The organism is Microbacterium telephonicum (assembly GCF_003651225.1).
Lineage (GTDB): Bacteria > Actinomycetota > Actinomycetes > Actinomycetales > Microbacteriaceae > Microbacterium > Microbacterium telephonicum.
The window spans coordinates 645,696-667,133 of sequence record NZ_RCDB01000002.1 but is presented as its reverse complement, the minus strand read 5'-3'; the positions used below and the strand labels follow the sequence as shown (position 1 = coordinate 667,133).

16 protein-coding genes, 1 tRNA gene and 1 other RNA gene are annotated in these 21,438 nt (G+C 71.9%); 8 read left to right on the top strand and 10 right to left on the bottom strand.

Annotated elements, in window-relative coordinates; all coding sequences use genetic code 11:
• Positions 1 to 126 precede the first annotated feature (126 nt).
• On the top strand, positions 127 to 630 hold the full coding sequence (locus tag C7474_RS08130) for a DUF3145 domain-containing protein (RefSeq protein WP_121058754.1): 504 nt from the start codon (positions 127 to 129) through the stop codon (positions 628 to 630).
• Positions 631 to 782: 152 nt separating this feature from the next.
• Here the strand turns inward: C7474_RS08130 and C7474_RS08125 are convergent, their stop codons facing one another.
• The 6 genes from C7474_RS08125 to aceE all read right to left on the bottom strand — a co-directional run bounded on the left by C7474_RS08125 (position 783) and on the right by aceE (position 8,440).
• The gene (locus C7474_RS08125; RefSeq protein ID WP_121058752.1) at positions 783 to 2,021 is read right to left on the bottom strand and encodes a beta-ketoacyl-[acyl-carrier-protein] synthase family protein; all 1,239 of its coding nucleotides are present in this window, start codon (positions 2,019 to 2,021) and stop codon (positions 783 to 785) included.
• Positions 2,022 to 2,114: 93 nt separating this feature from the next.
• The gene (locus C7474_RS08120) at positions 2,115 to 2,363 is read right to left on the bottom strand and encodes an acyl carrier protein (RefSeq protein WP_121058750.1); all 249 of its coding nucleotides are present in this window, start codon (positions 2,361 to 2,363) and stop codon (positions 2,115 to 2,117) included.
• A 93-nt stretch (positions 2,364 to 2,456) separates the two neighbouring features.
• The gene (locus C7474_RS08115; RefSeq protein WP_121058748.1) at positions 2,457 to 3,458 is read right to left on the bottom strand and encodes a beta-ketoacyl-ACP synthase III; all 1,002 of its coding nucleotides are present in this window, start codon (positions 3,456 to 3,458) and stop codon (positions 2,457 to 2,459) included.
• Positions 3,455 to 4,375 (bottom strand): ACP S-malonyltransferase, encoded by a 921-nt coding sequence (locus tag C7474_RS08110; protein ID WP_121058746.1) that lies wholly within the window; start codon positions 4,373 to 4,375, stop codon positions 3,455 to 3,457. The genes C7474_RS08115 and C7474_RS08110 overlap by 4 nt, the downstream gene beginning before the upstream one ends.
• Before the next feature lie 122 nt (positions 4,376 to 4,497).
• The gene (locus C7474_RS08105) at positions 4,498 to 5,700 is read right to left on the bottom strand and encodes a PucR family transcriptional regulator (RefSeq protein ID WP_121058744.1); all 1,203 of its coding nucleotides are present in this window, start codon (positions 5,698 to 5,700) and stop codon (positions 4,498 to 4,500) included.
• Between the two features lie 10 nt (positions 5,701 to 5,710).
• Positions 5,711 to 8,440 carry a pyruvate dehydrogenase (acetyl-transferring), homodimeric type gene (aceE, locus tag C7474_RS08100; RefSeq protein ID WP_121058742.1) on the bottom strand — a complete coding sequence of 910 codons (2,730 nt, stop codon included), beginning with the start codon at positions 8,438 to 8,440 and terminating at the stop codon, positions 5,711 to 5,713.
• A 152-nt stretch (positions 8,441 to 8,592) separates the two neighbouring features.
• Between aceE and C7474_RS08095 the strand changes: the two genes are divergently transcribed.
• Positions 8,593 to 8,665, top strand: a tRNA-Val gene (locus tag C7474_RS08095).
• Between the two features lie 14 nt (positions 8,666 to 8,679).
• On the opposite strand, the gene C7474_RS08090 is transcribed toward C7474_RS08095, so the two are convergent.
• Positions 8,680 to 10,185, bottom strand: a complete 1,506-nt coding sequence (locus tag C7474_RS08090) for an amino acid permease (RefSeq protein WP_121058740.1) — start codon at positions 10,183 to 10,185, stop codon at positions 8,680 to 8,682.
• Between the two features lie 101 nt (positions 10,186 to 10,286).
• Here C7474_RS08090 and C7474_RS08085 point away from each other — a divergent pair, with 101 nt between their 5' ends.
• Together C7474_RS08085 and C7474_RS08080 are read left to right on the top strand one after the other, a co-directional pair.
• Positions 10,287 to 11,018: a zinc ribbon domain-containing protein gene (locus tag C7474_RS08085; RefSeq protein ID WP_121058738.1), complete on the top strand. Its 732-nt coding sequence runs from the start codon at positions 10,287 to 10,289 to the stop codon at positions 11,016 to 11,018.
• 49 nt (positions 11,019 to 11,067) lie between these two features.
• Positions 11,068 to 12,771 carry a bifunctional 3'-5' exonuclease/DNA polymerase gene (locus C7474_RS08080; RefSeq protein WP_121058736.1) on the top strand — a complete coding sequence of 568 codons (1,704 nt, stop codon included), beginning with the start codon at positions 11,068 to 11,070 and terminating at the stop codon, positions 12,769 to 12,771.
• 13 nt (positions 12,772 to 12,784) lie between these two features.
• On the opposite strand, the gene C7474_RS08075 is transcribed toward C7474_RS08080, so the two are convergent.
• Together C7474_RS08075 and C7474_RS08070 are read right to left on the bottom strand one after the other, a co-directional pair.
• Positions 12,785 to 14,530: a DUF4012 domain-containing protein gene (locus C7474_RS08075; protein WP_147436693.1), complete on the bottom strand. Its 1,746-nt coding sequence runs from the start codon at positions 14,528 to 14,530 to the stop codon at positions 12,785 to 12,787.
• Positions 14,523 to 15,212, bottom strand: coding sequence for an LPXTG cell wall anchor domain-containing protein (locus C7474_RS08070; protein ID WP_121058732.1), 690 nt, complete (start codon positions 15,210 to 15,212; stop codon positions 14,523 to 14,525). Before C7474_RS08070 ends, C7474_RS08075 begins: the two co-directional genes overlap by 8 nt.
• Before the next feature lie 127 nt (positions 15,213 to 15,339).
• On the opposite strand from C7474_RS08070, the gene rnpB reads away from it, so the two are divergent.
• Positions 15,340 to 15,698, top strand: an RNA gene (rnpB, locus tag C7474_RS08065) — RNase P RNA component class A.
• 36 nt (positions 15,699 to 15,734) lie between these two features.
• Here the strand turns inward: rnpB and ppgK are convergent.
• Entirely contained in the window at positions 15,735 to 16,550 is an 816-nt protein-coding gene (gene ppgK / locus C7474_RS08060) for a polyphosphate--glucose phosphotransferase (protein ID WP_121058730.1), read from the bottom strand.
• A gap of 78 nt (positions 16,551 to 16,628) precedes the next feature.
• Here ppgK and C7474_RS08055 point away from each other — a divergent pair, with 78 nt between their 5' ends.
• The 3 genes from C7474_RS08055 (at position 16,629) to C7474_RS08045 (ending at position 21,220) form a co-directional block, all read left to right on the top strand.
• Positions 16,629 to 16,811: an SPOR domain-containing protein gene (locus C7474_RS08055; RefSeq protein WP_121058728.1), complete on the top strand. Its 183-nt coding sequence runs from the start codon at positions 16,629 to 16,631 to the stop codon at positions 16,809 to 16,811.
• Between the two features lie 66 nt (positions 16,812 to 16,877).
• Positions 16,878 to 18,215: a type I glutamate--ammonia ligase gene (gene glnA / locus C7474_RS08050; RefSeq protein ID WP_121058726.1), complete on the top strand. Its 1,338-nt coding sequence runs from the start codon at positions 16,878 to 16,880 to the stop codon at positions 18,213 to 18,215.
• A 5-nt stretch (positions 18,216 to 18,220) separates the two neighbouring features.
• Positions 18,221 to 21,220: a bifunctional [glutamine synthetase] adenylyltransferase/[glutamine synthetase]-adenylyl-L-tyrosine phosphorylase gene (locus C7474_RS08045; protein ID WP_121058724.1), complete on the top strand. Its 3,000-nt coding sequence runs from the start codon at positions 18,221 to 18,223 to the stop codon at positions 21,218 to 21,220.
• The last annotated feature ends 218 nt before the right edge of the window (positions 21,221 to 21,438 follow it).

Here is a 21,438-nt window from a genome sequence, read left to right as displayed (position 1 = left end):
AATCACACGCTTGTGATTCCCGGCCGCCGTCGGCGATAATGGCCGCATAACCGCATAGCCCGCCGCACATCGGCGTCTCGCATCAGGTCGTAGGGGAAGACGTACCTGGACAACAAGGAGACGATGATGGCGACACCTCAGGCGCGTGGAGTGATCTACATCCACTCCGCGCCGCGTGCGTTGTGCCCGCACCTCGAATGGGCGGTGGGCCGCGCGATCGGCACGGCCGTGAACTTCGACTGGGCCGACCAGCCGGTGCTGGGCGGCAGCCGGCGTGCGGAGTTCTACTGGGAGGGGCCGGCCGGTACCGGCGCGGCGCTGGCGACCGCGATCCGCGGCTGGGAGCACCTGCGCTTCGAAGTGAGCGAAGACCCCACGCCCCGCAGTGACGGCGGACGCTGGATGCACACTCCCGACCTCGGCATCCACTTCGCGCAGACCGACACCGCCGGCAACGTCGTCATCCCCGAGGACCGCGTGCGCTACGCGATGGAGATCTCGGCCGGCGACGCGTTCGAGCTGCAGCGGGAGCTGCAGGTCGCGCTCGGATCGGCCTGGGACGAGGAGCTCGAACCCTTCCGTCACGCCGGCGACGACGCGCCCGTCGTCTGGCTGCACAAGGTGGGCTGACCACCCCACACGACTCGGGCGGCGCGTGGGCGCCCGTACCGGCCTCGGATGGCTTCCCGGGGACCGGGATCGCGGACCGCACCGCCCGACCCGAAGAAGACGCCCCCGGGGTCCATACCCGGGGGCGTCTTTCTCGTGTCAGGCGTCGGAGGTCACACCGACGCGAACACGGCGACGGCGTTGTGGCCGCCGAAGCCGAAGGAGTTGCTGATCGCGAGCTGCGCACCGGAGCCGAGCGGGGTCGGTGCGCCGGACAGCGCGAACGGCACGGCGGGGTCCGGCTCGGTGATGTTGATCGTCGGCGGGGCGACGCGGTCGCGCAGGGCCAGCACCGTGAAGATCGCCTCGAGGGCGCCCGTGCCGCCGAGCAGATGCCCCGTGGAGGCCTTCGTGGCGGAGACGGGGATCTCGTCGAGACGGTCGCCGAGTACGGCGCGCAGCGCGACGTACTCGTTCGGGTCGCCGACCGGCGTGGAGGTGGCGTGCGCGTTGATGTGGGTGATCTCGTCGGCACCGCGGCCGGCGGAGGCGAGGGCCAGCTCGACCGCGCGCGCGGCGCCGGTGCCCTCGGGGTCGTTGGCGGTGATGTGGTACGAGTCGGCGGTGACGCCGCCGCCGCACACCTCCGCGTAGATCTTGGCTCCGCGCGCCTTGGCGTGCTCCTCGGTCTCGAGGATGAGCACGCCCGCTCCCTCGCCCATGACGAAGCCGTCACGGTCGATGCTGCCGGGGCGCGATGCGGTCTCGGGGGAGTCGTTGCGCTTGGACAGCGCCTGCATCGAGGCGAACGACGCGACCGTGACGGGGTGGATGGCCGCCTCGGTGCCACCGGCGATCACGACGTCGGCGAGGCCGGCGCGCAGGTGCTCGACGGCGTTGACGATCGACTCCGTACTCGAGGCGCAGGCGCTGGCGACGGTGCGCGCGTACGCGCGGGCGCCGAAGTGCAGCGACAGGTTGCCCGCCGCCGCGTTGGGCATGAGCATCGGCACGGTCATCGGCAGCACGCGCCGGGGCCCCTTCTCCCGCAGCGTGTCCCACGCGTCGAGGAGGGTCCAGACGCCGCCGATGCCCGTGGCGAAGTCGACGCCGAGACGTTCCGGGGCGACATCGGGCGCACCCGCATCCGCCCAGGCCTCCAGGGCCGCGACGAGCGCGAACTGGGACGACGGGTCCAGGCGCTTGGCGACGGGGCGCTCCAGCACGGTGTCGGGGCGCACGACGGCCTGCGCGGCGAAGGTGACCGGCAGGTTGTACTGCTCGACCCACTCGTACTCGAGCGTGCGGGCACCGGACGCGCCGGCGAGGAGGGCGTCCCAGCTCTCGGGGGCCGTGCCGCCGATGGGCGAGGAGGCTCCGATGCCGGTGACGACGATGCGGGGAGTGCTCATGGGTGTGGGTGTCCTCGGAGGTCCTCCGGTGGGGGCGGACGCCCCCACCGGTGCGATTTCATGCGGTCCGACGCGGATGCCGCGTCGAGGGTGTCAGGCCTGGTTCGACGTGATGAAGGTGACGGCGTCGCCGACGGTCTTGAGGTTCTTGACCTCTTCGTCGGGGATCGTGACGCCGAACTTCTCCTCGGCGTTGACGACGATCGTCATCATCGAGATCGAGTCGATGTCGAGGTCGTCGGTGAACGACTTCTCCAGCGCGACCTCGTCGGCCGAGATGCCGGTCTCGTCGGTGATGAGCTCAGCGAGTCCGGCGAGGACCTCGTCGTTGCTGAATGCCATGGGTTTCTCCTTGTTTTCGGGGCGGAACGTGCCCGGCTGGGCCGTGTTCGAGTCTAGGGTCGGGTGTGCGTGCGCTGCGGGAGCGCGGGCCGGTCACGGCAGGACGATCACCTGGGCGCCGAAGACGAGCCCGGCGCCGAAGCCGATCTGCAGGGCGAGTCCGCCGCTGAGCTCGGGGTGTTCCTCGAGCAGGCGGTGCGTCGCGAGGGGGATGGAGGCGGCCGACGTGTTGCCGGTCGTCTCGATGTCGCGTCCCACGATGACGGTGTCGGGAAGGCCCAGCTGCTTGGCGAACTCGTCGATGATGCGCATGTTCGCCTGGTGCGGGACGAAGGCGGCGAGGTCGGAGGCTTCGACGCCGGCGGCCTCGAGCGCGCGGCGGGCGACCTTGACCATCTCCCACACCGCCCAGCGGAACACCGTGGGGCCCTCCTGACGCAGCGTCGGCCAGGGGGCCGTGCCGTCGCGGAACTCCACGAGCGTGTGGTTCATCCCGACGGCGTCCGCCTTCGATCCGTCCGAACCCCAGACGGTCGGGCCGATGCCGGGGAAGTCGCTCGGACCGACGACGGCCGCGCCCGCGCCGTCGCCGAGGAGGAAGGAGATCGAGCGGTCGGTGGGGTCGACGATGTCGCTGAGCTTCTCGGCGCCCACGACGACGGCGTAGTGCGCGGCACCGGCGCGGATGAGCGCGTCGGCCTGTGCGATGCCGTAGGCGAACCCCGCGCACGCGGCGTTGACGTCGTAGGCGGCGGCGGGGTTCGCGCCGATGCGGTCGGCGACGATGGCCGACACGGACGGCGTCTGCTTGGGGTTGGAGATCGTGGCGACGATCACGGCGTCTACGGCGCTCGGGTCGATCCCGGCCTTCGCGACGGCTTCGGCGGCCGCGGTCGCAGCCAGGTCGATCGCGTCGGTGCCGGCATCCGCCCGCACACGGGTGACGATGCCGGTGCGCTGGCGGATCCACTCGTCGCTGGAGTCGATCGGCCCGACGATGTCGTCGTTGGGCACGGCGTTCTCGCCGCGCGCCGCGCCGTAGGCGAGGACGCGCGTGTGGGCGGGGCCGGTGGGCTGGGTGAGGGTGACGGTCATGCGTCTTCTCCGGTCAGCAGGGCGGCGGCGGCCGCGAGGTCTTCGGGGGTCTTCACGGCGACGCTCGGGACGCCCCGCAGCGCCCGCTTGGCGAGTCCGGTGAGGGTGCCGGCGGGGGAGAGCTCGATGATGCCGGTCACGCCGTGCTCGGCGAACGACGCCATGCACAGGTCCCAGCGCACCGGGTTCGCGACCTGCTGCACGAGCTGGTCGACGGCGGTGCGGCCGTCGGCGACGACGCCGCCGTCGCGGTTGCTCCACAGCGTGAGCGCGGGATCGGCGACCGTCACCTCCGCCGCGGCGGCGGCGAGGGTGTCGACGGCCGGCGCCATGTACGAGGTGTGGAAGGCGCCCGCGACCTGCAGCGGGATGACGCGCGTGGCGGCGACCGGGGCGGCGGCGAGCTCGGCCAGCGCCGGGAGGGCGCCGGCGGCGACGATCTGACCGCCGCCGTTGTAGTTGGCGGGCGTGAGGCCGAGCTCGGTCAGCCGGGCGACGACCGCGTCCTGGTCGCCGCCGAGGATCGCGCTCATGCCGGTCTGCTCGGTGGCCGCGGCCTCGGCCATCGCCCGACCGCGCAGGCCGACCAGACGCATGCCGTCGGCGTCACCCAGCACCCCGGCGGCCACGAGTGCCGCGATCTCGCCGACGGAGTGCCCCGCGGCGCCCGTGGGGGCGGTCGTCGACGCGTCGGTCAGTGCCGCCCACGACAGCAGGCTCGCCGCGACGATGAGCGGCTGGGCGACCTGCGTGTCGCGGATGCGGTCGGCATCCCACTCGGTGCCGGCGGCGACGAGGTCGACCTGCGCCTGCTCGGAGTACCGCTCGAGACGCTCACGCGCCCCGTCGAGCTCGAGCCAGGGGGACAGGAAGCCGGGCGTCTGCGAGCCCTGGCCGGGGAAGACGGCGATGATCACTCGTCCTATCCTGCCAAACGCGGCGAGCACACCGCTGGCGAACACGTCACAAGAACCGCGAGTTCCTTTGTGCGTGCCTCACAGCGCACGTGCGCCGTGTGCCCATCGGCCGCCGGTTGCGGTCAGCCGCGGCGCTGCATCGCGGCGCGACGCCGCGTGACGTCGGTGCCGATCGAGCCCAGCACGAGCGCGGTCTGCAGGATCAGCGCCTCGCGCGGACCGGTCGCATCCCAGCCGATGACGTCGGAGACCCGCTTGAGCCGGTACCGCACCGTGTTGGGGTGCACGAACAGCTCGCGCGCGGTCGCCTCGAGGGACCGGCCGTTGTCGAGGTAGCTCCACAGTGTCGCGACGAGATCGGTCGAGTGCGCCAGGAGCGGACGGTAGATCCGCTCGACGAGCGTCGCCTTCGCGAGCGGGTCGCCGGCCAACGCGCGCTCGGGGAGCAGGTCGTCGGCCTCGACGGGGCGGGGCGCGTGCCGCCACGCCTTCGCGACGGCGAAGCCGGCCAGCGCGGCGCGGGCGCTCTGGCTCGCGTCGACGAGGGCGGGGACGGCGGGGCCGAGCACGAGGTGCCCGGGGCCGAAGCCGGGTTCGAGGCGTCGGGCGATCTCGGCGAAGGGGAGCGTCTCGGCATCCTCCTTCGCATCGGCGCGGCCGATGACGACCACGAGGCGCGAGCCCTGCACGCCGATGAGCACGTCGATCCCGAGCTTGCGCGCCAGGCGCCGCAGCTGGTCGACGTCGAACTGGGTGGGAGTGGTGCCCACGAGCACCGACACCTCGCCGTGGCCGTGCCAGCCGAGGGCGGCGATGCGGCTGGGGAGCTCCTCGTCGGCTTCGCCGGTGAGGATCGAGTCGACCACGAGCGCCTCCAGGCGCGCATCCCAGAGCCCACGGGCCTCGGCGGCGCGCGCGTAGACGTCGGCCGCCGCGAACGCGACCTCTCGCGAATAGAGCAGCATGCTTTCGCGGAGGTCCTCGGCACGCCCGGCGACACGTTCCTCGGTCACCTCGACGGTGACGCGGATGAGCTGGAGCGTCTGGGTGAGACTCACCGAGCGCAGCAGTTCGCGCGGTGCCGCGGCGAAGATGTCGGCGGCGATCCACGGCTGACCGCCGGGGTCGTCGTACCACTGGATGAAGGCCGAGATGCCGGCCTGGGCGACCAGTCCCACCGCGCTGCGACGCCCCGGGGGCATCTCGGCGTACCACGGCAGCGACTCCTCGAGTCGGTTGAGCGTGGCCGTCGCGAGATCCCCCGAGATGCGGCGGAGCCACGCGAGTGTCTCCGCCTTCTCCTGCGGGGTGGGACCGGTCGTCATCTCCGGGTCGTCAGCTCTCGCCGCCGGCGTTGCCGCTGGTGCCGGCGGTCACGTCGTGCAGGCGGTAGCGGTCGATCGCCTGCTGCGAGAGCGAGCGGTCGACGACGCCCTCGTCCGCGAGCGCCTGCAGGGTGCGCACGACGAGCGACGGGCCGTCGATCTTGAAGAACCGGCGGGCGGCGGCACGGGTGTCCGAGAAGCCGAAGCCGTCGGCGCCGAGGGTCGCGTAGTGGCGCGGCACCCACGGGCGGATCTGGTCCTGCACGGCGTGCATGTAGTCGCTGACGGCGACGACGGGGCCGGCGGTGTCCTGCAGCTTCTGCGTCAGGTACGCCGTGCGCGGCTCGGCGAGCGGGTTGAGGAAGTTGTGCTCGTCGACGGCGAGACCGTCGCGGCGCAGCTCCGTCCAGCTCGTGACCGACCACACGTCGGCCACGACACCCCAGTCGTCCTTCAGCAGCTTCTGCGCCTCGAGGGCCCACGGCACGCCGACGCCCGACGCGAGCAGCTGCGCGCGGTGGCCGTCGCCGGAGCCCTCCGAGATGCGGTGGAGGCCGCGCACGATGCCCTCGACATCCACGCCCTCCGGCTCGACCGGCTGCACCAGCGGCTCGTTGTAGAGCGTGATGTAGTACATGACGTTGGGGTCGGGGTGGTTGCCGCCGTACATCCGCTCGATGCCGGAGCGCACGATGTGGGCGATCTCGTAGCCGTAGGCCGGGTCGTACGACACGGTGGCGGGGTTCGTCGACGCGAGCAGGTGCGAGTGACCGTCGGCGTGCTGCAGGCCCTCGCCGGTGAGCGTCGTGCGTCCCGCGGTCGCGCCCATGATGAAGCCGCGCGCCATCTGGTCGCCGGCGGCCCACTGGGCGTCGCCGGTGCGCTGGAAGCCGAACATCGAGTAGAAGATGTACACCGGGATGAGCGGCTCGCCGTGCGTCGAGTACGCCGTGCCGGTGCCGGTGAACGCCGCGAGCGCGCCGGCCTCGTTGATGCCGACGTGCATGATCTGGCCCTGCGGGCTCTCCTTGTAGGCCAGGAGCAGCTCGCGGTCGACCGACGTGTAGTTCTGGCCGTTGGGGTTGTAGATCTTCGCCGTCGGGAAGAACGCGTCCAGACCGAACGTGCGCGCCTCGTCGGGGATGATCGGCACGATGCGGTGACCGAAGTCCTTCACGCGCAGCAGGTCCTTCAGCAGGCGGACGAACGCCATCGTCGTGGCGACCTCCTGCGTGCCCGAGCCCTTCTTCGGCAGCGCGTAGGCGTTGTCGTCGGGCAGCGCGATCGGCACGTGGTGCGTGCGACGCTCGGGCAGGAACCCGCCGAGGGCGCGGCGGCGCTCGACCATGTACTGGATGGTCTCGTCCTCCATACCCGGGTGGAAGTACGGCGGGGTGTACGGGTTCTCCTCGAGCTGCGCGTCCGTGATCGGGATGCGCATCGAGTCGCGGAAGTGCTTGAGGTCCTCGAGGGTCATCTTCTTCATCTGGTGGGTCGCGTTGCGGCCCTCGAAGTGGTGACCGAGGCCGTAGCCCTTGATCGTCTTGGCGAGGATGACGGTGGGCTGGCCCTTGTGCTCGGAGGCGGCCTTGTAGGCGGCGAAGAGCTTCTGGTAGTCCAGGCCGCCGCGGCGCAGCTTGCCCCAGATGTCGTCGTCCGACCAGTTCTCGACCATCTTGAGCGCGCGCTCGTCGCGGCCGAAGAAGTGGTCGCGGATGAACTTGCCGTCCTCGGCGCGGTACGTCTGGAAGTCGCCGTCGGGGGTCGTGTTCATGAGGTGGCGCAGCGCCCCCTCGTGATCGACGTTGAGCAGTTCGTCCCAGCCGCGGCCCCACACGACCTTGATGACGTGCCAGCCGGCTCCGCGGAAGAAGCTCTCCAGTTCCTGGATGATCTTGCCGTTGCCGCGCACCGGGCCGTCGAGGCGCTGCAGGTTGCAGTTGACGACGAACGTCAAGTTGTCCAGGCCTTCGTTGGCGGCGACCTGCAGCTGGCCGCGGCTCTCGACCTCGTCCATCTCGCCGTCGCCGAGGAACGCCCACACGTGCGAGTCGCCGACATCCTTGATGCCGCGGTTCGTGAGGTACTTGTTGGTCATCGCCTGGTAGATGGCGTTGATGGGCCCGAGGCCCATCGACACCGTCGGGAACTGCCAGTAGTCCGGCATCAGGCGCGGGTGCGGGTACGACGGGATGCCGAGCTCGCCCTTCGACTTCTCCTGGCGGAATCCGTCGAGCTGGTCGGCCGACAGTCGCCCCTCGAGGAACGAGCGGGCGTAGATGCCGGGGGAGGCGTGGCCCTGCACGAAGATCTGGTCGCCGCCGTTGGGGGCGTCCAGGCCACGGAAGAAGTGGTTGAAGCCGACTTCGTACAGCGACGCCGACGACGCGTACGTGGAGATGTGTCCGCCGACGCCGATGCCGGGGCGCTGCGCGCGGTGCACCGTGACCGCCGCGTTCCAGCGGATCCAGCGGCGGTAGCGGCGCTCGAGCTCCTCGTCGCCGGGGAACGCGGGCTCGTTCTCGGTGGCGATCGTGTTGATGTAGTCGGTCGTCGGCACCTGGGGCACGTTCAGGTGCAGGTCGCGCGAGGTCTGCAGCAGGCTGAGCATGATCTCGCGGGCGCGTCCGGCGCCCTTGCTCTCGACCAGCTGGTGGAGCGACTCCTGCCAGTCGGCAGTCTCGTCGGGGTCGCTGTCCAGCGGGCCCTGCGAATACGGATCCTGGTCGTTGACAGTCACAGAGAACCTTTCTTCGTCTGGCAGGTCGTGCCAGGGACAGGGTGTGCGGACGCGCACGGCTTTGTGGAGCACAGACAACGCATCCCGGATCAGCGTAGTCGCATCCGCGGGCTCGGGGCGCACCGCGCCGTGCCCGTAGACTGACCCGCGAGGGGCCTTTAGCTCAGTTGGTAGAGCGCCACGTTTACACCGTGGATGTCGTCGGTTCGAGCCCGGCAGGGCCCACCGTCCGTCTCACGTCACTCCTCGTCGCGGCCCACGATCTTCGGGGCCGCCGGGTTGAGGTACTCGCCGGCGTCACGGCCCAGCCGCGAATGGCGATGCCCGTACGCGAAGTAGATCGCGAACCCCAGTGCCAGCCAGATCAGGAAGCGCAGCCAGGTCTCCACCGACAGGTTGAGCGTGAGGTAGGTGCACACGATCGCCGACAGGATCGGCAGCACGGGGCTCCACGGCACCCGGAACCCGCGGCGCAGGTCGGGGCGGGTGCGGCGCAGCACGACGACGCCGATCGAGACGAGGATGAACGCCGACAGGGTGCCGATGTTGACCATCTCCTCGAGGATGCCGACGGGGGTGAGCCCGGCGACGAGGGCGACGATCACGGTGACGATGATCGAGATGACCCACGGCGTGCGGCGGGTGGGGTGCACCTTGGCCAGCGACTGCGGCAGCAGGGCGTCGCGCGACATCGCGAAGATGATGCGCGTGGCGCCGATGAGCAGGGTCAGGACGACCGTCGTGAGTCCGGCCACCGCACCGGCGGCGATGACGGTGCCCATCCACGGCTGCCCGTAGTGGACGAACGCGTTCGCGAGCGCCGCGGCGGGATCGAGGTCCTGGTAGGGGACCATCCCGGTGACCACGAGCGAGACGGCGCAGTAGAGCACGGTGCAGATCGCGAGCGAGGCGATGATGCCGATCGGCAGGTCCCGCTGCGGCTTCTTCGTCTCCTCGGCGGTCGTCGCGACGACGTCGAAGCCGATGTAGGCGAAGAAGACGAGTGCGGCGCCGGCGAAGATGCCGCCGATCCCGAACGCCATCGGCTCGACCCCGGAGAGGAACTGCAGCAGCGGCTGCGTCAGGCCCGACCCGGCGTCGCGCGGAGCGGCATCCGGCACGAACGGGGTGTAGTTGGCGGGGTTGACGAACATGAGCCCGGCCACGATGACGAACAGGACGATGAACAGCTTCACGGCGACGAGCACGATGTTCACCCGCATCGACTCGCGGATGCCGAGGGTGATGAGCCCGCCGAGCACGAGCACGAGCACGATCGCCGGCAGGTCGACGACGCCGCCGTAGGAGATCTCGGGCGGCAGGTCGATCCCGAACTGCCCGAGCAGCACGCCGAGATACGCGCTCCATCCCTGCGCGACCACGCCCGCGCCGAGGAACATCTCGAGGATGAGGTCCCACCCGATGATCCAGGCGAAAAGCTCACCCAGCGACGCGTAGGAGAACGTGTACGCGCTGCCGGAGACCGGAACCGTGGAGGCGAACTCGGCGTAGCACATCGCCGCGAGGCCGCACGCGATCGCGGCGACGACGAAGCTGATGGCGATGGCCGGGCCGGCGACCTCGTGGGCGGCGCGCCCGGTGAGGGTGAAGATGCCGGCGCCGATGACGACGCCGACGCCGAAGACGGTGAGGTCGAACGCGGACAGCGACTTCTTGAGGCGGAACTCCGGGTCCTCGGTGTCGGCGATCGACCGTTCGACGGACTTCGTGCGCATGACGCTCATGGGGACCTCCCGGCGGGACACATCGGCGGATGCCGCCGCAGAGCCCACATGGTAGCGACGAGCGGATGCCGCGCGATAGCGCCCGGGGTAGTTTTAAGAGCGTGAAAGCCAGCCCCGCCGACCAGTCGCGACTCCTCGAGCTCGCCCGCCTCGACCAGGACGTGCGCGCCGCGGACGCTGCCCGCCGCAACCCGCCGCAGACCGCCCGCGTGCAGGAGCTGCTCGCGCAGCGGCAGGCGCAGTCGGCCGAGTTGACGGGTCTGCTCGCCGCTCGCGACGACGCGCAGACGGAACTGTCGCGTCTGGAGTCGGACGTCGCCCTCGTCGAGGCGCGCGTGAAGCGCGACGAGCAGTTGCTGGCGGGCAGCAGCAACACGAAGGAAGTGCAGGGGCTCGAGCACGAGCTCGCCTCGCTCACCAAGCGCAAGAGCGACCTCGAAGACCTCGAACTGGAGATCATGGAGCGGCTGGAGGGGGCCGAGGCGGCCGTGCTCGCCCAGCAGTCCGTCATCGAGGCGACCAACCAGGAGGGCGCCCGGCTGAGCGCCGAGGGCAAGGCCGCGGTCGCCGAGGCCACGGCACGCATCGACGCCGCGACGCGCGACCGTGCCGCCGTGGCCGCGGCGCTGCCCGCCGACCTCGTGGGCTACTACGACCGTCTCAAGACGCGCAGCGCCGGCGCCGGCCTGCTGCGCCGGCGCACGTGCGAGGGCTGCCACATGGTGCTGTCGGGAACCGACCTGCAGGCGCTGCGTCAGGCGGCCGACGACGACGTGGTGACCTGTCCCGAGTGCGGCTGCATCCTCGTGCGCGACGGTGAGTCGGGTCTCTGACCGTCACGGTGTCGCCACGGTGATGACACCGTGACGCACCGGTGACACCGTGAGCGACGCGCCGCGGTGGCGGGTCGTCGGCCGGGGTCCGTCCGGAGGCGTCGTCGTCGTCGACCTCGCCGCCGACGGCTCCGAGGTCTCGCGCACGGCGGCGGACGACGCGGGGCTCACTGAGCTCGCGCGGACGGCATCCGCGTCACTGCGCTGGGTGTGGAACGACACCCGACGCTGGTACCGGATGCTGCTCGGCGGCGGTGTGCGCCTCATGCGCGCCCATGACCTGCGGCTGTGCCACGCGATCCTGCGCACCAGCGCCTGGGTCGACGCCCCCGCCCTGGGCGCCGCGCGCGGCTGGGACGCCGCCGCCCCCGAGGTCGAGCCGGGACCGCAGGCCCTGTTCGACCTCGAGACCCTCGCACCGACCCTTCCCGACGGGATCGACGAGGTCCTCGCGGAGTTCGCCCGGCACCGCGCCGCTGTCGACGCGTCCTCGCACGCCGCGCGTCTCACGCTGCTGCTGGCGGCGGAGTCGGCCGGTGCCCTGCTGGCCGAGGAACTGCACGCGGCCGGACTCCCGTGGAGCCGCGAGGTGCACACCCGCATCCTCGAAGACACGCTCGGCACCCGGCCGCTCGCCGGCGGCGTGCCGTCGCGCATCGCCGATGCGGGCGCCCGGGTGCGCGCGGCCCTGGGCGACGAGCGGGCGAGTCTCGACTCGCAGCCGAAGCTCCTGCGTGCCCTGCACCGCGCCGGCGTGCCGGCGACGTCCACGAACCGATGGGAGCTCGCGGAGTACGACCACCCCGTGATCGCACCGCTGCTGGAGTACAAGAAGCTCACGCGGCTCGCGAGCGCCAACGGGTGGGCGTGGCTGGAGGAGTGGGCCGGCGACGGGCGCTTCCGCCCGGTCTACGTCCCCGGCGGTGTCGTCACCGGGAGGTGGGCGTCCTCCGGCGGGGGAGCGCTGCAGCTGCCGCGACAGCTGCGCCCCGCCGTCCGTGCCGACCCCGGGTGGACCCTCGTGGTCGCCGACGTGGCACAGCTCGAGCCGCGGGTGCTCGCGGCGATGGCGGGCGACCTCGCGCTCGCCGACGCCGCGCGCGGCACCGACCTGTACGCCGGCATGGTCGGCGGCGGCGTCGTCGCGACGCGCCCCGAGGCGAAGGTGGCGATGCTCGGCGCGATGTACGGGGCGACGACGGGAGACAGCGGACGACTCGTGCCGGCGCTGCGCCGCGCGTATCCGCGCGCCATGGCGCTCGTCGACGAGGCGGCCGCGGTCGGCGAGGACGGCGGCGTCGTGACGACGTGGCTCGGCCGCAGCAGCCCGCCGCCGGGATCGTGGTGGACGTCGGTGCAGCAGGAGGCCAGCGGTGCCGACGCGTCGGCCGCCGAGGAGACGCGCGCCCGCCGCAGCGCCCGCGACCGCGGCCGGTTCACCCGCAACTTCGTGGTGCAGGGGAGCGCCGCCGAATGGGCGCTCGCGTGGCTCGCCGAGCTGCGCACGCGGCTGGCCGCGCTGCCCACCGCAGCGGTCCCGGCCGTGGCATCGGGAGCGGTGTTCGCCGAGCGGGCGCATCTGGCGTTCTTCCTGCACGACGAGATCATCGTGCACACCCCCGTGGCGTTGGCGGATGCTGTCGCCGACGCCGTGAGGGAGGCGGCGACGGCGGCGACCACGCTGCTGTTCGGCACCTTCCCGCTCGATTTCCCACTGGACCTGCGCATCCGCGAGGACGCGGCGAAGGACTGAGCCACCCGGCGGGTCAGCCGCAGTCGAGCACCGTGGTCGCCGCGGTGCGGATCGGATTCAGCAGCGGCGTGTGGACCACGACGGGATCCGCGCGCCCGGCGTCGGCGGAGACGAAACGGAACTCCACGACGTTGCGCTCGCCGGGAGAGAGGTTGACGCGCAGCAGGCTCGTCGGGCGGCCCATCTCGGTCGCCTGCGCGATGCGGGCGGGTGCCCCGGCTTTCGTGACCGAGGCGAGGAACGTGCCCGGGGGTGCGGCGACGGCGACGCTCGTGCCGATGTCGCCCACGCCGGTGCCGTACATCCCCCGGCCGGTGACGTCGCCGGGAAGAGCGGTGGCGGCATCCGCAGGTGCCGTGCTGGTCATCGTCAGGCGCACCACGACGTCGGCGCGGCCGTCGAGCCGGCACTGCGCGCTCGCGATCTGCATCCCGACGTCGAGGTAGCCGCCCATCTTGCCGCCGGTGCCGTCGTTGAACCAGACGCCGTAGGCCTGCGGGCCTGCCGCGTCGAGCCGGGCGGCGGGGCCGCCGAGCGGTCCGGCGGCGAGCGCCTGCGCGATGTCCGGGTCGGCGGCCCACGCCGAGATCCGGCCCTCGGCGACGGGGCCGGAGAGGGCCGCAGCCCAGGCGAGGGCGTCGGAAGGTGCGGCGGTGAGCTGCGCGAAGATGCGCGCCGCCGCATCCTGCATCAGGGCCGTCTGGCCGTCGGAGTCGAGCGTGCGGTACGGCTCGACCAGCAGCCGGGAGATCGCGTCGTCGGCGGTGAGCACCGATCCGTCGGCGAGGGCGACGGGACCGACGACGCGCAAGACGGAGACGAGCACGACGGGATCGAGCGACACGACGACGTCGGGGGCGGCGCCGCCCCGCTGCTGCCACCAGGCGGCCGCGAGAGTGGCCGTGACCTGGAAGTCGGCGGGCATCGAGGCATTCTGCGGGAACCGGCCGACGACGTCGCCGTACAGGGCGGTCATGGCGTCGGGCACGTCGGCGACGGGCGTGCGACGGGCGGTGAAGTCGGATGAGGAGGCCTGTGCGTCGAGCGAGAACGTTCCGCCGTCGGCCGTGATCTGAAGGTATGCGCCGGTGATGCCCCCTCCCGTGCGCAGCTCGGCGTTGTTCTGCAGCATGACCAGGATGCGGGTGGGCTCGTCCCCGGAGACGGCGGCGTTCAACGGCGCGAGGGCCGCGGCCGTGCGCAGCGCCGGCAGGGCGTCGGCCAGCAGCGTGCGGGTGCGCTCCACCGCGGCGGCGACGGGCGGCAGCAGGGCGGTCGTGTCGATGCTCCCGAGTGCGTCCAGAGCGTGCGAAGCCTGGTCGGACAGCGGCGCGAGCGCCGCGCCCAGAGCACGCGGGTCGGCGGCGTCACCCCGCAGTGCGGCCAGGAGGGGCTCGGTGTTCGGCAGCGCCGCGCCGAGAGCGCGGGCGAGTGTCTGCACGGCGTCGAAGTCACCGCCGAGCATCGGCGCCCGTGCGGCGACCGCCCAGGTGGGATCCGCCGCGGCGGCGTCGGCGGCGGCGAGCTGGCTCGTCAGGTCGGCGGCCGCGGCCACGAGGGCGCCGCGGTCGTCGGCGCCGTCCGCGGCGACGGCGCGCTCTCCCGCGTCGCGCGCGGCCTCGAGGTGACCGACCGTCGCCGCGACGCGGATCCCCGTCCACACGTAGGCCGCCGCGACGACAGCCAGCAGCAGCCCGCAGCCGAGCAGCACGAAGCGGAGGCCGCCGCCGGAGCGTCGGGTGGGGTTCGTCTCAGGCACGACGGCGACGGGCGACCAGCACGGTGGCGCCGACGGCGATCGCGGCCAGCGCCGCCCCACCGACGACGGCGATCGCCGTGGCGTCGCCACCGGTGGCAGCCAGCGGAGCGGAGCCCGCCGACAGCGGTGTGCCGGTGACGGTCGGGCCGGCGCACGCCGACGTCGCCGGCGGGTAGGCCATCGGCACCGGCATCTCGGGATTGACCTCGATGGTCGCCCGGATGTCGGCGCGCGTCCAGCCGAAGTTGCCGTCGGTCTCGACCCATTCGCCGTCGCGGAACACCCAGCCGGGCCAGCCCGTCCCGTTGCCGGCGGCGTCGACGCTCGCCCCGGGCCACAGCATCGAGCCCGACAGCTCGCCCGAGCTGACGTCGCCGAGCGGCAGCTCGACGCGGTTGACGCCGTCGGTGATGATCAGGAACGCGTCGTGGCTCGTCGACACTCCGCTCGGATCGGTGAGCACGACCCGGTACGTGATGACGGGCACGTCGCGCACGCACGCGACGTCGACCGACGATCCGACCAGGCTCAGCTCCGGCGGCGGGGGAGGCGGCGCGTAGGAGCCCACATCCTCCGGCGGCGGTGAGCTCTCCGCTGACGCCGGTGCCGCCCCGGCCCACATCACGGTCGTCCACAGCGCGGCCGCAACCACGGCGGTCGCGCGCACATGACGCTTTTCCATCGTTCTCCCCCAATGAGTCGGATGGCCACGGGCGCCCCAAACGCCCTATCCCCGAGGCTGACACTAGCCCGGTTCGCCGCCCACGACAATGGGGAACGGCATCCCGCCGTAGAATCGAGCCTGCGAATGGGTCGGCCGGACGGTCGCGTGGCGGGAGACCGCACCGAGGAACGTCCGGGCTCCGCAGGGCAGGGCGGTGGGTAACACCCACCCGGAGTGATCCGCGAGACAGTGCCACAGAGAGCAGACCGCCCCGGTTCACCGGGGTAAGGGTGAAAGGGTGGTGTAAGAGACCACCGGGGTCGTGGTGACGCGACCCGCACGGTAAACCTCGCCCGGAGCAAGGCCAGACAGGGGATGACGACGCGGCCCGCCGAGTCCCCGGGTAGGCCGCTGGAGCGGCACGGCAACGTGTCGCCGAGAGAGATGACCGTCGAAGGGACTCCGGTCCCGGAACAGAACCCGGCGTACAGGCCGGCCCATTCGCCTCATCGTCCGCCGGCCGTGGCCGGGGGATGCCGCTCAGTCGGTCGCGCGCGCCACCAGGGTCTCCGCCTCCGGAAGGGGTGCGGTGTCGCTGGAGTACGACAGCGCCGCGGCGCCGATGATACCCGCGTTGTTGCGGTGCACTGCGGGCACGATGGGCGTGGCGAGGTCCAGCAGGGGCAGGAACTTGTCGGCGTGCTTGGACACCCCGCCGCCGACGACGAACAGGTCGGGGCTGAACAGGAACTCCAGGTGCGCGTAGTACAGCTGCAGCCGCGCCGCCCACTGCTCCCAGGTCAGCTCGTCGCGCTCCATCGCCGAGTACGCCGCCACGCCCTCGAAGTCCTTCTTTTTCTCGGCGCGCTGCAGGTGGCCGAGCTCCGAGTTCGGGATGAGCACGCCGTCGTACAGCAGCGCCGTGCCGATGCCGGTGCCGAGGGTCGTGAGGATGACGAGACCGTCGACGTCCTTCGCCGCGCCGTAGCGCAGCTCCGCCACGCCGGCCACGTCGGCGTCGTTGGCGAAGTGGATCTCGCGACCGAGACCTTTCTCGAAGAACTGCTCCGCCTCGAACCCGATCCAGGTGTCCGACACGTTCGCGGCCGACATCGTGCGCCCCCGGCGGACGATGGCGGGGAAGGCGACGCCCAGCGGGATGTCGGACCCGGTGACCTCGAGGCGCTCGAGCACGACCTTGACGGCGGCCAGCACGTCGTCCGGCTCGGCGCCCACCGGGGTGGGTACCTTGATCCGGTCGGTGAGCAGTCCACCGGTCTCCAGGTCGACCAGCGCCCCCTTGATGCCGGTTCCGCCGATGTCCACACCGACCGCGTGCTGCGTCTTCGTCGCCATGCCCTCCAGCCTACCGACGCTCGCGGAGGGCTCAGTAGGATCGGGGCACCGGCATCCACACCTCGGAGAGGACGCACCATGGGCGGCGACGAGAAGTACTGGTACAACATGGCCACCGGCGCGGTGGAGAAGGGCTTCGAGTCGCCGGCGATCGACCGGGCCGGCCCGTTCGACACGGCCGAGGAGGCCGCGCGTGCACCGGAGATCCTCGCCGAGCGCTCCCGCGCATGGGCCGAGGAGGAGCGCGCCGAAGACGAGTGAGCGCGCGTCGCGTCGACGGCGACGCGGGCCGATAGGCTGGCGGAACCGGCTTTTCGAGAGGACGCCATGGACAAGCAGCGGGACTTCGTACTGCGCACGATCGAGGAACGGGGCGTCAAGTTCGTGCGCCTCTGGTTCACCGACGTCATCGGCACCCTGAAGTCGGTCGCGATCGCGCCCGCCGAGGTCGAGGGTGCGTTCAGCGAGGGCATCGGCTTCGACGGCTCCGCGATCGAGGGACTCACCCGCTCGTACGAGTCCGACCTGCTCGCCCACCCGGATCCCACGACGTTCCAGACGCTGCCGTGGCGCGGCGAGATCGACCCGACGGCGCGCATGTTCTGCGACCTCACGACGCCCGACGGCCAGCCCGCCGTCGCCGACCCGCGCCAGGTGCTCAAGCGCACACTCGCGAAGGCGGCCGACGCCGGTTTCACGTTCTACACGCACCCCGAGATCGAGTTCTACCTGCTGAAGTCCTCGTCGTACGGGGCGGAAGGCCCCGAGCCCGTCGACTCGGCCGGCTACTTCGACAACGTCCCCGGCGGCACGGCGCACGACTTCCGCCGCCGCTCGGTGCGGATGCTGGAGGACCTCGGCATCTCGGTCGAGTACAGCCACCACGAGGGCGGCCCCGGCCAGAACGAGATCGACCTGCGCTACGCCGACGCCCTGGCGACGGCCGACAACATCATGACGTTCCGCACGGTCATCAAGGAGGTGGCCATCGAGCAGGGCGTCTACGCGACGTTCATGCCGAAGCCGCTGTCGGGCAAGCCCGGTTCGGGCATGCACACCCACATGTCGCTGTTCGAGGGCGACACGAACGCCTTCTACGACGAGGGCGACCAGTACCACCTGTCCAAGACGGGGCGTCAGTTCATCGCGGGCCTGCTCACGCACGCCAACGAGATCTCCGCGGTGACGAACCAGTTCGTCAACTCGTACAAGCGGCTGTGGGGCGGCGACGAAGCCCCGAGCTTCATCTGCTGGGGCCTGAACAATCGCTCCGCCCTCGTCCGCCTGCCGCAGGCCAAGCCCAACAAGGGCCAGTCGACGCGGATCGAGTACCGCGCGCTCGACTCCGCCGCCAACCCGTACCTGGCCTTCGCGCTCATGCTGGCCGCGGGTCTCAAGGGCATCGAGGAGGGCTACGAGCTGCCCGCCGAAGCCGAGGACAACGTCTGGTCGCTCACCGACGCCGAACGTCGCGCACTGGGCTACTCGCCGCTGCCGGCGAGCCTCGACCACGCCCTCGAGTACATGGAGGACTCCGAGCTCGTGGCCGAGACGCTCGGTGAGCAGGTCTTCAACTATGTCCTGCTGAACAAGCGCAAGGAGTGGCAGGAGTACCGCTCGCAGGTGACGCCGTTCGAGCTGAAGAGCAACCTGGAGATGCTCTAAGGGTCATGGTCGCGCCCGAGCGCGCCTCGACGAGTCTCACGGCGCTCGCCCGTCTCGGCTTCGCCGAGCTGTCGCGGGCGGATGCGGGGCTCGACGAACTCGCCGAGCTGGTCGGCATCCCGCGCGACGAGCTGGTCGCGGACGCCGCCCGCGCCGCCGACCCCGACGAGGCCCTCGCCGCGCTCGTGCGGGTCGCCCGTCGCGACGCGGGCGCCGTCGGCGCGGCGCTGCGGCGCGCGTCGCTGCCGCTGTGGCTGCTGCTGGGCGCCTCCACCGGGTTCGCGGACTTCTACCTGCGCCATCCCACCGAACTGGCCGACGTCGCCGCGCACCCCACGCTGCCGGATGCGGACGAACTGCGCGCCGCGATGCTCGACGCCGTCGCGGTCGACGACGACGGGTTCGCGGCATCCGGCGACGAGGCGGCGTGGGTCGCGCTGCGGGTGCGCTACCGGCGCCTGCTCGCGCGGATCGCGGTCGTGGACCTCTGCGCGCCCGATCCGGTCGCCGTACTCGCCGACGTCGCGGCGGCCCTCGCCGATGCCGCCGGCGCGGCCCTCGAGGCGTCGCTCGCCGTCGCGCGCGCCCGCGTCGCGGGCGGGGGGATCGGGGCGGGACTGTTCCCCCGGGCCCAGGTCGCCGCGACCTCGCTCGCGATCATCGGGATGGGCAAGACCGGCGCACGCGAACTCAACTACGTGAGCGACGTCGACGTGATCTTCGTGGGCGGCGCCGACGAGCGCACCACCGACGAACTCGGCGAGAGCCGCGTGATCGACATCGCGACGCGGCTGGCGGTGCAGACGATGCGCGGCATCTCGGGTGCCGAGGTCGAGCCGCCGCTGTGGGAGGTCGACGCGAACCTGCGACCGGAGGGCAAGCAGGGCGCGCTCGTGCGCAGCCTCGAGTCGCATCTGTCGTACTACGACCGCTGGGCGAAGGGCTGGGAGTTCCAGGCCCTGCTGAAGGCGCGGCCGATCGCCGGCGACACCGCCCTCGGCGAGGCCTACGTCGCCGCCGTGCAGCCGAAGGTGTGGACGAGCGCGGCGCGCGAGAACTTCGTCGACAACGTGCAGCGCATGCGCGAGCGCGTTACGGAGCACATCCCGGCCGCCGAGGTCGCGTATCAGCTGAAGCTCGGGCCCGGCGGCATCCGCGACATCGAGTTCACCGTGCAGCTGCTGCAGCTCGTGCACGGGCTCGCCGACGACCGCATCCGGCAGCGCGGGACCCTTCCCGCCCTCGACGCGCTCGTGGCCGAGGGCTACATCGGCCGGGCCGAGGCGGGGACGTTCGCTCACGACTACCGCGTGCTGCGGGTGCTCGAGCACCGCCTGCAGCTGCGCGACCTGCGTCGCACGCACCTCATGCCCGAAGGAGAGCAGGCGCGGCGTGCGCTGGCCCGCGCATCGCGCCTGGCCGACACCGCCGGCGGCGTCTGGGACCTGTGGGAGTCGATCAAGCGCGAGGTGCGCGAGATCCACGTGCGCCTGTTCTACCGTCCGCTGCTGTCGGCGGTCGCGGCCCTGCCGGCGGGGGAGCAGACCCTGTCGGCGGAGCACGCGCGCGACCGGCTCGCGGCGATCGGCTTCCGCGACCCCGCCGGTGCGCTGCGGCACATGGCCGCCGTCACGAGCGGTCTGAGCCGCAAGGCGACGATCCAGCGCGCCCTCATGCCGGTCATGCTGCACTGGTTCGCCGACGGCGTCGACCCCGACTACGCGCTGCTCGCCTACCGCCGCATCAGCGAGCGGCTGGGGGACACCCCGTGGTTCCTGCGGATGCTGCGCGACTCGTCGGGTGCGGCCGAACGTCTCACCCGCGCCCTGTCGGGCTCCCGCTACATCGGCGAGCTCATGGAGTGGATCCCCGAGTCGGTCGCGTGGCTCGACGACTCCGCGCAGCTGCGACCGCGCACCGGCATCGCGCTGCAGGAGGAGGCGCGCGCGATCCAGGCCCGGCACGACACGATCGACGACGCGTCGCGCGCCGTGCGGGCGCTGCGCCGACGCGAACTGCTGCGCCTGGCGCTGGCATCCGTCATCGGCACCGTCACGATCGAGGAGCTCGCCCACGGCCTCACCGTCGTCAGCGAGGTCACGATCCAGGCGACGCTGCGCGCCGTCCGGCGTGACGTGGTGCCGCCGGAGGATGCCGCCCTCGACTTCTCCGTCATCGCGATGGGACGCTTCGGCGGCGCCGAGCTGGGATTCGGGTCGGATGCCGACGTGCTCTACGTCTACGACCCCAACGGGATCGATCCGCAGCGGGCCCACGAGCTGTCGATGAAGCTCGTCGCGGGTCTGCGCACGCATTCGGAGGACCACCGGGTGCCGTTCGAGCTCGACGCGGATCTGCGTCCGGAGGGGCGCAACGGACCGCTCGTGCGGTCGATCGAGGCGTACGCCGAGTACTACCGCCGCTGGTCGGTGTCGTGGGAGGCGCAGGCGCTGCTGCGGGCCCGCGGGGTGGCGGGGAGCGTCAAACTCATCCGCCGCTTCACGGCACTGGCCGACGAGGTGCGCTATCCCGTGCGCATCGACCCGCAGGATCTGCGTGAGATCAAGCGCATCAAGGCGCGGGTCGAGAACGAACGGCTGCCGCAGGGCGTCGACCGCTCCCGTCACCTCAAGCTCGGTCCGGGCGGACTCAGCGACGTCGAGTGGCTCGTCCAGACCTTGCAGCTCGAGCACGCGCATGCCGTGCCGGAGCTGCGGACGACGTCGACTACCTCGGCACTGGCCGCGGCCCGCGCCGAGGGGCTGCTGCCGGAATCGGCGGCCGAGCACCTCGCCGCATCCTGGCGTCTGGCGAGCCGGCTGCGCTCGGCGAACACGTTGCTGTCAGGGCAGACGAGCGATGTGCTCCCCACCGACCGCGGCCGCCTCGACGGCATCGGGCGTCTGCTCGAGTACGCGCCGAGATCGGCGACCGCGGTCGAGGAGGACTGGCTGCGCGCCGCGCGCCGCGCCCGCCGCGACTTCGAGAAGCTGTTCTACGGGTAGTCGCTGCCGCGGGCTGTGGCGGTGACCGTCGCGCGGACTGCGTGTCGCACGGGCTGCCTGTCACACGATGTGCCGGTGCTGCCGCGCTCGCACGGCATTTCGTGGGACACGCCCACCGGGCATGTCATGTACGTGGCGCCCTCCGGCGCCCGGATGCGGCACATCGTGTGACATGCCAAAAGGCACGCGCGCGAACGCACCCCGTGCCGGGAACGCCG

Bases quoted from the DNA above. Each gene is read 5' to 3' on its own strand.
- C7474_RS08045 (WP_121058724.1), top strand. From the start codon at position 18,221: ATGGTCGCGCCCGAGCGCGCCTCGACGAGTCTCACGGCGCTCGCCCGT.
- C7474_RS08130 (WP_121058754.1), top strand. From the start codon at position 127: ATGGCGACACCTCAGGCGCGTGGAGTGATCTACATCCACTCCGCGCCG.
- C7474_RS08070 (WP_121058732.1), bottom strand. From the start codon at position 15,212: ATGGAAAAGCGTCATGTGCGCGCGACCGCCGTGGTTGCGGCCGCGCTG.
- C7474_RS08090 (WP_121058740.1), bottom strand. From the start codon at position 10,185: ATGAGCGTCATGCGCACGAAGTCCGTCGAACGGTCGATCGCCGACACC.
- C7474_RS08105 (WP_121058744.1), bottom strand. From the start codon at position 5,700: ATGACGACCGGTCCCACCCCGCAGGAGAAGGCGGAGACACTCGCGTGG.
- C7474_RS08120 (WP_121058750.1), bottom strand. From the start codon at position 2,363: ATGGCATTCAGCAACGACGAGGTCCTCGCCGGACTCGCTGAGCTCATC.
- glnA (WP_121058726.1), top strand. From the start codon at position 16,878: ATGGACAAGCAGCGGGACTTCGTACTGCGCACGATCGAGGAACGGGGC.
- C7474_RS08125 (WP_121058752.1), bottom strand. From the start codon at position 2,021: ATGAGCACTCCCCGCATCGTCGTCACCGGCATCGGAGCCTCCTCGCCC.
- C7474_RS08115 (WP_121058748.1), bottom strand. From the start codon at position 3,458: ATGACCGTCACCCTCACCCAGCCCACCGGCCCCGCCCACACGCGCGTC.
- ppgK (WP_121058730.1), bottom strand. From the start codon at position 16,550: ATGGCGACGAAGACGCAGCACGCGGTCGGTGTGGACATCGGCGGAACC.
- C7474_RS08055 (WP_121058728.1), top strand. From the start codon at position 16,629: ATGGGCGGCGACGAGAAGTACTGGTACAACATGGCCACCGGCGCGGTG.